The 7,139-nt window shown below is 64.9% G+C and carries 5 protein-coding genes; all 5 read left to right on the forward strand.

What is annotated here, in order from left to right; all coding sequences use genetic code 11:
- The coding region (gene topA / locus J7G73_RS11745; RefSeq protein WP_291246384.1) for a type I DNA topoisomerase at positions 1 to 1,569 on the forward strand (1,569 nt) is incomplete at its 5' end.
- 9 nt (positions 1,570 to 1,578) lie between these two features.
- The gene (gene trmFO, locus J7G73_RS11750) at positions 1,579 to 2,889 is read left to right on the forward strand and encodes a methylenetetrahydrofolate--tRNA-(uracil(54)-C(5))-methyltransferase (FADH(2)-oxidizing) TrmFO (protein WP_291246385.1); all 1,311 of its coding nucleotides are present in this window, start codon (positions 1,579 to 1,581) and stop codon (positions 2,887 to 2,889) included.
- Positions 2,890 to 2,931: 42 nt separating this feature from the next.
- Positions 2,932 to 3,939: a phosphate acyltransferase PlsX gene (gene plsX / locus J7G73_RS11755; protein ID WP_087183491.1), complete on the forward strand. Its 1,008-nt coding sequence runs from the start codon at positions 2,932 to 2,934 to the stop codon at positions 3,937 to 3,939.
- Positions 3,940 to 3,943: 4 nt separating this feature from the next.
- Entirely contained in the window at positions 3,944 to 4,609 is a 666-nt protein-coding gene (gene rnc / locus J7G73_RS11760; RefSeq protein WP_289598462.1) for a ribonuclease III, read from the forward strand.
- A 150-nt stretch (positions 4,610 to 4,759) separates the two neighbouring features.
- Positions 4,760 to 7,139, forward strand: a 2,380-nt coding sequence (smc, locus tag J7G73_RS11765; protein WP_291246386.1) for a chromosome segregation protein SMC, incomplete at its 3' end; no start/stop codon positions are given.

The following is a 7,139-nucleotide window of genomic DNA, read 5'->3' on the forward strand; positions in this document are numbered from 1 at the left end:
CTGATCGTGGACCGGGAAAAGGAGATCGAGGACTTCAAGCCCGAGGAATACTGGAACCTGGACGCCACCCTGTCGCCGCCGTCCAGCCAGAAAAAGTTCGCCGCACGCTTCTACGGCACCGCCGCGGGCAAAAAGCTGGAGGTCACCAACGAGGCCCAGGCCATGGGCATCGTGAAGGATCTGGAGGGCGCGGACTACACCGTGACTGAATTGAAGCGCGGCCACCGCAAGAAGGTCCCCGCGCCGCCCTTCATCACCTCCACCCTGCAGCAGGAGGCCAGCCGCCGCCTGGGCTTCACCGCCACCCGCACCATGCGTGCCGCCCAGACCCTGTACGAAGGCGTGGACATCGCCGGCCGGGGCACCATGGGTCTGATCACCTACATGCGTACCGACAGCCTGCGCGTCTCCGACGAGGCAGTGGCCGGTGCCAAGGAGTATATCACCGAAGCCTACGGGGAGCGGTACGTCTGCCCCACCAAGCGCACCTACAAGAGCCGCAGCGCCACCGCCGCTCAGGACGCCCACGAGGCCATCCGGCCCAGTGTGCCCGGCCTGACCCCGGACGAGGCGGAAAAGAGCATCTCCGGCGACATCGCCAAGCTTTACCGGCTGATCTGGAGCCGGTTCATCGCCAGCCAGATGAGCGACTGCGAGCAGGACACCGTCTCCGCCCACATCACCGCGGCGGACTACCAGTTCCGGGCCAGCGGCTACGTGGTCACCTTCGAGGGCTTCACCGCCCTGTACGAGGAGGTCACCGACGAAAAGGAGAAGAAGGAGACCGCCCTGCCTCCGCTGGAACAGGGCCAGACCCTGAAGCTGCGGGCCCTGACCCCGGAGCAGAAGTTCACCCAGCCCCCCGCCCGCTACACCGAAGCCACCCTGATCCGCAGCCTGGAGGAAAACGGCATCGGCCGCCCCTCCACCTACGCGCCCATCATAACCACCATCATCGACCGCGGCTATGTGGAACGGGAGCAGAAGAAGCTCAAGCCCACCCTGCTGGGCCGCACCATCAACGATCTGATGATGCAGGAATTCCCGGACATCGTGGACGTGACCTTCTCTGCCGGCATGGAAAAGAACCTGGATAAGGTGGAAAATGGCAGTGCCGACTGGCGCACCACCATCGATTCCTTCTACAAGGGCTTCGCCGCCGCGCTGGAAAAGGCCGAGAAGGACATGGAGGGGAAGAAGATCAAGGTGCCCGACGAGGAGACCGACGAGATCTGCGAAAAGTGCGGCCGCAAGATGGTCATCAAGACCGGCCGCTACGGCAAGTTCCTGGCCTGCCCGGGCTTCCCGGAATGCACCAACACCAAGCGCCTGGTGAAGGACACCGGCGGCAAGTGCCCCAAGTGCGGCGGCCGCATGCTGCTGCGCAAGAGCGCCAAGGGCCGTGTGTACTACGGCTGCGAGAATTACCCCAATTGCGACTTTATGACCTGGGATGAGCCGGTGGCCCAGACCTGCGAGAAGTGCGGCGCGACCCTGTTCAAAAAGGGCAGCCGCCTGTACTGCGCAAAGGAAGGCTGCGGTTTTGAGACTCAGGTGAACAAACAGTAACGGAGAGCTATGGAAAAACAAGTAACGATCTTAGGGGCGGGCCTTGCGGGCTGCGAGGCCGCCCTCTGGCTGGCCGAGCAGGGCGTACAGGTGGATCTGTACGAGCAGAAGCCGGTCAAATTCAGCCCCGCCCACAAAAGTGAGGGCTTTGCCGAGTTGGTCTGCTCCAACAGCCTGAAGGCCGACCGGCTGGACTCCGCGTCCGGCCTGCTGAAAGCCGAAATGAAGCTGCTGGGCAGCCATCTGCTCAAGGCCGCCGAGGCCACCCGCGTGGCCGCGGGCGGCGCGCTGGCCGTGGACCGGGATGCCTTCAGCGCCGCGGTCACCGAGATGGTGAAGAGCCAGCCGAACATCACCCTGCACACCGGCGAGGTAACCGCCATCGACGAGAACCGGCTGACCCTGGTGGCCACCGGCCCCCTCACCGAAGGGGCTCTGGCCGACGAGATCACCCGGCTGACCGGGGGCGACAAGCTGAGCTTTTACGACGCGGCGGCCCCCATCGTCACCGCCGAAAGCCTGGACATGAACAAGGTCTTCGCCGCCAGCCGTTACGGCCGGGGCGACGCGGACTACCTGAACTGCCCCTTTAATAAGGAGGAGTACGAGGCCTTCCATGCGGCGCTGGTCGGCGCCGAGCGGGCCCCTCTGCATGAGTTCGACGGCAAGCTCACCGTCTATGAGGGCTGCATGCCCATCGAGGTGATGGCTTCCCGCGGGGCCGACACCATGCGCTTCGGCCCCCTGCGCCCGGTGGGCCTCACCGACCCCCGCACCGGCCACCGGCCCTGGGCCAACGTGCAGCTGCGGCGGGAGAACGCGGGCGGAACCCTCTACAACATCGTGGGCTTCCAGACCAACCTGAAATTTGGCGAGCAGAAGCGGGTGTTCTCCATGATTCCCGGTCTGGAAAACGCCGAGTTCGTGCGCTACGGTGTGATGCACCGGAACACCTTCCTGAACAGCCCCCACCTGCTGAGCGCGGGCCTGAACCTGAAAAAGCACCCCAAGGTGTATTTCGCGGGCCAGATCACCGGCTTCGAGGGCTATATGGAAAGCGCCGCCTGCGGCCTGCTGGCGGCCCGCAGCATTCTGGCCGCACTGGAGGAGCGTCAGCTGCCCGAGCTGCCCGCCGAAACCATGCTGGGCCAGCTGGTGCGCTACATCACCACCGAGAACAAGAACTTCCAGCCCATGGGCGCGAACATGGGCATCCTGCCCCCGCTGGCCGAGCATATCCGGGACAAGCGGGAGCGGTACCTGGCCATTGCCAACCGGGCGGTTGCCGCCATGGAGCAGTGGACCGAGAACGCGCAGTAAAAACGAAGCGAAACACAGCAGCATAGAAAGGGTGTGCAAACCATGAAAATCATTCTGGACGCAATGGGCGGCGATAACGCCCCCGCCGAGATCCTGAAGGGCGCGGCCGACGCAGTGGTTACCTTTGCGCCGGATCTGGAGATCATCGCCGTGGGCGATGCCGAGAAGATCGCCGCCTGTGCCAGGGAGAACAACCTGAAGCTGGATCACATCGAGATCGTGAACGCCACCGAGACCATTGAAATGTGCGACGAGCCCGCCAAGGCCGTGCGCACCAAAAAGGACTCCAGCATGGTGGTGGGCCTGAAGCTGCTGGCCGAGGGCAAGGGCGACGCCTTTGTGTCCGCCGGCTCCACCGGCGCGCTGCACGTGGGCACCAGCCTGATCGTGCGCACCGTGAAGGGCATCAAGCGCCCGGCGCTGGCCACCATCATCCCCGGCAAGACCCCCTTCATGCTGCTGGATTCCGGCGCCAACGTGGAATGCCGCCCCTCCATGCTGGAGGCCTTCGGCGTAATGGGCAGCGTCTACATGGAAAAGGTCATGGGCGTAAAGAACCCCCGCGTGGCGCTGGTGAACAACGGCGCCGAGGAGTCCAAGGGTACCCCCACCTATGTGGAGGCCCACGCCCTGCTGAAGGCCAATAACCGCATCAACTTTGTGGGCAATGTGGAGCCCCGGGACATCCCTGCCGGCGTGGCCGACGTGGTGGTGGCCGACGGCTTCACTGGCAACGTGATCCTCAAGCTCACCGAGGGTCTGGCCAAGTTCTTCGGCGCAAAGCTGAAGGGCCTGTTCAAGAGCGGCGTCAAGGGCGCACTGGCCTACCTGCTGCTCAAGGGCGGCGTGGCCGACTTCAAAAAGGGCATGGATGCCGACGAATACGGCGGCGCGCCCTTCCTGGGAGCGGCCAAGCCGGTCATCAAGGCCCACGGCTCCTCCAATGCCCGGGCCATCCATCAGGCCATCCGCCAGGCGAAGCTCTGCGTGGAGAACGATCTGTGCGGCGTGATGGCCCGCAACCTGACCAGCGAAGAGAAAGAAGCGTAACAACATGCATCAGTTGGAAACCATCATCGGTTATACATTCAAAGACCCCACTCTGCTGGAGACAGCACTCACCCACACCAGCTTTGCCAACGAGAGCAAGACCCCCATCCACCACAACGAGCGGCTGGAGTTCCTGGGCGACAGCGTCTTGTCCATCGTGGTGGCGGATCACCTGTTCCATCAGTGGAAGGACCGGCCGGAGGGTGAACTGACCCGGGCACGGGCCAGCCTTGTGTGCGAGAGCGCCCTGTACGAGTTCGCCAAGGAGATCGACCTGGGCAGCTTTCTGCGCCTGGGCAAGGGCGAGGAGCGGGGCGGCGGCCGTCACCGCCCCAGCGTGGTGAGCGACGCCTTTGAGGCCCTCATCGCCGCTCTGTATCTGGACGGCGGCATCGAGGTGGCCCGCGCCTTCATCCTGCCCTTCATCACCGAGGGCAAGACCGCCGAGGCGGACTACAAGACCCAGCTGCAGGAGGTCATCCAGCAGAACCCGGAAGAGCGGCTGCGCTACGAGCTGGAGGGCGAGGACGGCCCGGACCACGACAAGCGGTTCTCCATGGCCGTGTACCTGAACTCCAACCTGATCGGCCGGGGCGTGGGTCACAGCAAAAAGGCCGCCGAGCAGGCGGCCGCCAAGGAGGCCCTGCGCCTGATGGGCCTGGTGGACTGAATCGGGCCGGTGTGGCGCGGGAAAACTCCCTGTGCCGCACCGTTTTTGCCCGGCACGAGAAAACAGCGCAGCGAAAAAGCGGGCTGCGCGGCTTTCTCCTGCCGGAGCGAAGCAATCGCATTCGCATCCAAATGATCCCAGGGAGGATTTATGGTATTAAAGGAACTAGAGATACAGGGCTTCAAAAGCTTCCCGGACCGCATCAAGATCCCCATTGACCGGGGCATCACCGCGGTGGTGGGCCCGAACGGTTCCGGCAAAAGCAACATCTCCGACGCCATCCGCTGGGTGCTGGGCGAGACCAGCAGCCGCCAGCTGCGCGGCGCGGGCAAGATGGAGGACGTGATCTTCGGCGGCACCCAGAGCCGCGGGGCCATGGGCTTTGCCAGCGTGAACCTGACGGTGGACAACTCCGACCGCCGCATCGACGTGAACGCCGACGAGGTGGTCATCGGCCGCAAATATTACCGCAGCGGCGAGAGCGAGTATTCCATCAACGGCCAGAACGTGCGCCTGAAGGACATCTACGAGCTTTTCCTGGACACCGGCCTCGGCCGGGACGGCTACTCCATCATCGGGCAGGGCCGTATTGCCGAGATCGTGGCTGCCAAAAGTGCCGAGCGCCGGGAGATTTTTGAGGAGGCCAGCGGCATTGCCCGCTACCGCTACCGCAAAAACGAGGCCGAGCGCCGCCTTGCCAGCGCCGAGGACAATCTGGAGCGCCTGCACGACATTCTGGACGAGCTGGAAAGCCGGGTGGGCCCCCTGGAAAAGGAGAGCGCCAAGGCCCAGCAATTTCTGGAGCTTTCCGCCCGCCGCAAGGAGCTGGAGGTCACCCTCTGGGTGGACAGCGTGAAAAACGCAAAGGAGACCGTGCGCGGCCAGCAGCGCCGCTACGAGACCGCCCAGGCGGACTACGACCGGATGACCGCCGAGATCGAGGCCATCGACGCCTCCACCGAGGGCATCCGGGCCGAGATGAACCGCCTCACCATGGAGGTGGACCGTCTGAACGGCGAGATCCGCACCATCACCGAAGAGGTGGCGGGCAGCGACAGTCGAATCGCCGTGCTGCACAACGACATCCGACACAACACCGAGACCATGGCCGACCTTGCCCGTCAGCTGGAAGAAAGCGGGGCCGGGCGCGAGAGCTTTGCCGCCCAGATGCAGGAGCACCGGGAAGGCATCGAGGCCATTCGGAAAACCATTGAACAGCTGGACGATCAGATCCGGGAAAAGGAAGAAATGCTCCGGCGTATCCAGGCGGAAAACGCCGCCACCGGCGAGCGCCGGGGTCAGGTGACCGGGGTGCTGGCCGAGCTGACCGAGCGCCAGACCGCCGAAAAGGTACGGGCCGCGGGCTGCGAAAGCACCGCCGCCACCGCTGCCCAGCGTCTGGAAACATTGCAGAACGAACCCACTTCCGGCCAGGGACTGGAGGAGCTGGAGGGCGAGCTGGCCGACACCAGGACCTACTTAAACACCCTGGAGGAGAGCCTGACCCGACTGGAAAACATCAAGCAGGGTCTGAGCCTGAAGCTGTCCAGCCGGCAAAAGCAGCTGGAGGAGGCGGACGGCGCGGCCGCCCAGCTGAACCGGCAGCTGGAGGCCTCCACCCAGCGGCTGCAGCTGCTGACCGATCTGGAACGAAACATGAACGGCTACCAGCACAGCGTCAAGACCGTGATGAAGGCCGCTCAGAACCACCGGCTGCGGGGCATCATCGGCCCGGTGAGCAGCATCCTCACGGTGCAGCCGGGCTATGAGGTGGCCATCGAGACCGCTCTGGGCTTCGCGCTGCAGAACATCGTGGTGGACGGTGAGACCGCTGCCAAGGCCGCCATGGCTTTCCTGCGCAACGAGCGGGCGGGCCGGGCCACCTTCCTGCCGCTGGACACCGTGAAGGGCAGTCACTTCGATGCCTCCCGCCTGAGCGGAAGCGCCCGGGTGGCGTCCAGTCTGGTGGACTACGACCCCAAATACAACAACATCGTGGCGAACCTGTTGGGCCGCATCATCGTGGTGGACGAGATCGAGGAGGCCAGCCGGGTCGCCCGTGCGCTGGACTACCGCAACCGGATCGTCACCGCCGACGGTCAGGTCATCAACGCGGGCGGTTCCTTCACCGGTGGTAGCGTGAGCCAGTCCGCCGGCCTGTTCAGCCGCCGCCAGGAGATCGAGGACCTGCGCAAGAAGATCGGCTCCCTGCAAAACAAGCAGGGCCAGGCCCAGGCCGCGGCGGACAAGCTGAAGGCCGAGGTGGAAGCCCTGAATGCCCAGCTGACCGCCGCCTCCAGTGAGGCCATCACCGCAGGCGGCGATAAGATCCGGGCCGAGGGCGAGCTGCGCCGCATCGAAGCGGCCATCAGCCAGGCCCAGGCCGCCGCCCAGCTGCGCGCCGCCGAGTGCGAGCAGCTGAACGAGACCATCCGCCAAAGCCGCAAGGAGCTGGAGGATGCCAAGGCCGAGGAGACCCGCCTGGGTGAGCAGATCGCCGCTCTGGAAGCGGAGCTGGCCGAGCTGGCCG

This window comes from Allofournierella sp. (assembly GCF_017889395.1).
In the GTDB taxonomy this organism is placed as follows: Bacteria; Bacillota; Clostridia; order Oscillospirales; family Ruminococcaceae; genus Allofournierella.

Coding starts and splice junctions, on each gene's coding strand:
- trmFO (WP_291246385.1), top strand. CDS start 1,579: ATGGAAAAACAAGTAACGATCTTAGGGGCGGGCCTTGCGGGCTGCGAG.
- plsX (WP_087183491.1), top strand. CDS start 2,932: ATGAAAATCATTCTGGACGCAATGGGCGGCGATAACGCCCCCGCCGAG.
- rnc (WP_289598462.1), top strand. CDS start 3,944: ATGCATCAGTTGGAAACCATCATCGGTTATACATTCAAAGACCCCACT.